The sequence below is a fragment of the Cytophagia bacterium CHB2 genome (assembly GCA_030263535.1).
Taxonomy (GTDB): Bacteria; Zhuqueibacterota; Zhuqueibacteria; order Zhuqueibacterales; family Zhuqueibacteraceae; genus Coneutiohabitans.
In genome coordinates, this window is record SZPB01000663.1 from 1 (window position 1) to 2,874 (window position 2,874).

General features: G+C 54.5%; 3 protein-coding genes. All 3 read left to right on the top strand.

Features of this window, described 5'->3' with window-relative positions:
• Positions 1–983, top strand: a 983-nt coding sequence (locus tag FBQ85_30010; protein ID MDL1879367.1) for an RNA polymerase subunit sigma-24, incomplete at its 5' end; no start/stop codon positions are given.
• A gap of 433 nt (positions 984–1,416) precedes the next feature.
• Positions 1,417–1,818 (top strand): DUF3224 domain-containing protein, encoded by a 402-nt coding sequence (locus FBQ85_30015; protein MDL1879368.1) that lies wholly within the window; start codon positions 1,417–1,419, stop codon positions 1,816–1,818.
• A 77-nt stretch (positions 1,819–1,895) separates the two neighbouring features.
• Complete coding sequence (gene pucL / locus FBQ85_30020; protein MDL1879369.1) at positions 1,896–2,756, top strand: urate oxidase; 861 nt, start codon at positions 1,896–1,898, stop codon at positions 2,754–2,756.
• Positions 2,757–2,874 lie beyond the last annotated feature (118 nt).

Here is a 2,874-nt window from a genome sequence, read left to right on the forward strand (position 1 = left end):
ACGGTGAGCGCGATGAGTGGGACGAAGAAGGCGTCAAAGATGATCAATTGCGACTGATCTTCACCTGCTGCCACCCCGCGCTTTCGTCGGAGGCGCGCATGGCATTAACGCTGCGCGAAGTTTGCGGCCTTACCACCGAAGCGATTGCACACGCTTTCCTGACAACGCCCTCGACATTGGCGCAGCGCATCGTGCGCGCCAAAGCAAAAATCCGCGATGCACGCATTCCTTATCAAATCCCCTCGCGGGAAGATTTGCCGGATCGGCTCGAGACGGTGCTGCATGTGATTTATCTGGTGTTCAATGAAGGTTACTCCGCCTCCTCGGGCGAGACGTTGACGCGGCCGGATCTCTCAGGCGAAGCGATCCGCCTGGGCCGGCTGCTCGTCGATTTGCTGCCGGAATCCGAAGTCATGGGGCTTTTGGCGCTGATGTTGTTGCATGAATCGCGGCGGCCGGCGCGCGCCTCGCCGGAAGGTGATTTGATCTTGCTGGAGGATCAAGATCGCTCACTGTGGAACCGCGATCATATTGCGGAGGGATTGGCACTGGTGCAACAGGCAATCAAAGCGCGCCGGCTCGGTTCGACGGCGTTCGCCGAAGTCGGCCCTTACACACTGCAAGCGGCAATCACGGCCGTGCATGCCGAAGCGCCGACGGCCGCGGCAACGGATTGGGATCAAATCGTCAGATTGTATGACGTGCTGTTGCAGGCACTGCCCTCACCCGTGATTGAGTTGAATCGCGCCGCGGCCATTGCGATGCGCGACGGCCCATCCGCAGGACTCATGCTCATCGATAACCTCTTTGCGCGCGGCGATCCCGGCGATTATCATCTGGCACATTCGGCCAAAGCCGAACTTTGCCGCAGATTGGGAAGAACAACTGAGGCGCGAACTTCTTACGAACGCGCCCTGAGCCTCGCACAGCAAGAACCCGAGCGACGATTTCTTGAACGGCGGCTGCGAGATTTGCCAGCTTGAAGCGCCGTGCCAATGAACCTGAAACTCTTTGCCTCCTCCCTCATGCCGTCAAAATCACTTTTAATTTGCATGAGGTTCCAGCGGGCGTGCTTGCGTCAAGAACCGGATCATACTCTAAAAAGATACTTAACAAACCATGCTCTTATACGATTTACAGCGTTTTTCAGATGCGTGTGCAGGATTCGTAGTCCTGCCCCCTCGTGGGGCATTGTTGCAACCGCGAATTTCATGGCTTCAACAGCCGCCCACAAGGGGCGGGGACTACAATCCAAATAAAAAACGATTTAAATGGAGTTCCTCCATGAGAAACCGATCGTTTGCTGTTGCTTTTGCTGTTGCTTTTGCTGTTTCTTGCGCCTTGCTTGTCCTCGGCGCCGTTGCCCTCGCACAACCATCCCCGGCAATCTCAAGCACAACCTCGAAGGATTCCACCATGACGCACCATGCTAGCGGAACATTTGATGTGAAACTCACGCCGCAAACGAATGAGCAGGCAGAGGATGCCAACCTCGGCAGGATGTTGATTGATAAACAATTTCATGGCGATCTTGCCGCGACCAGCAAGGGCCAGATGCTCTCTGCCATGACGGCGGTGAAAGGCTCGGCGGGCTACGTCGCCATCGAAAAAGTCAGCGGCGCCTTGCGCGGCCGCACCGGCTCTTTCGTGCTCCAACACAGCGGTATCATGAAACGCGGCGCGCCGGAGTTGACTATTACCGTAGTGCCGGACTCCGGCACCGATCAGTTAGCCGGCCTTGCCGGCAAGATGACGATCAATATCGTCGAGGGCAAACATTTCTATGCGTTTGAATACACGCTCGATAAAACCCCTTGAACTTCGACCTTTTGGCGAGAACCAACCTTTGGCAGATGTTCCAGTCGTGGTTAAATCCTTTTCGGTAAGGAGGAAAAATGTCTGTGACGTTATCACAAAACAGCTACGGCAAATCGTCCGTACGCGTGGCGAAAATCACACGCCATGCCGATTATCATGATTTCAAAGAAGTCTCGGTCAACATGCAGCTCACCGGCGCGTTTGAAAAGGTTTATAAAGAAGGCGACAATACGCCGGTTTTGCCGACCGATACGATGAAAAATACCGTGTATGCGCTGGCCAAAAATCATCCGTTGAAAGCCATCGAAGAGTTCGGGCTGACGCTGGCGCAGCATTTTCTCGATCACAATCCGCAGGTGGCCGGCGCAGCCATCGAACTGCATGAGACGTTGTGGCAACGCCTTGCCATAGCTTCGGAAAAGAAAAATCCCATGCCGCATCCGCACGCGTTCATGAAAGCGGGACATGAAATATGGACAAGCGCAATCACGAACGATCGCAAACGCATCACCGTCAAATCCGGGCTGAAGCATATGGTTATTCTAAAAACCACGGACTCGGGTTTTTCAAATTTTTTACACGATCGTTTCACCACGTTGCAGGACGCGGATGATCGCATATTCGCCACGGATCTGCAAGCGGAGTGGCTTTATCATCAACACACCCTTGACTTCGCAATGAGCCGGCAAACCGTGCGTCAAGTTCTGCTGGAAGCGTTTGCGCAGCACCACAGCCTGTCGGTGCAACACACGCTTTATGCCATGGGCGGGGCGGTTTTGGAAAAATGTCCGGAGGTCGAAGAAATTCATCTGGTCATGCCGAACAAACATTATCTCTTGTTTGATCTTGAGCGCTTCGGCATGGAGAATCGCAACGAAATTTTTACTCCCACGGACGAGCCGTTCGGGAGAATTGCAGGAACATTGCGGCGGGATTGATCAACGTCCGAATAGCCAGGCTTAACCGCCGGCAATTGACCCTAAAACAATAAAGGGCTCCTTGCCCGAAGCGACCGCCTCCGGCAGCGGCGCGTCTGGCGACTCAAGCGACAAATCT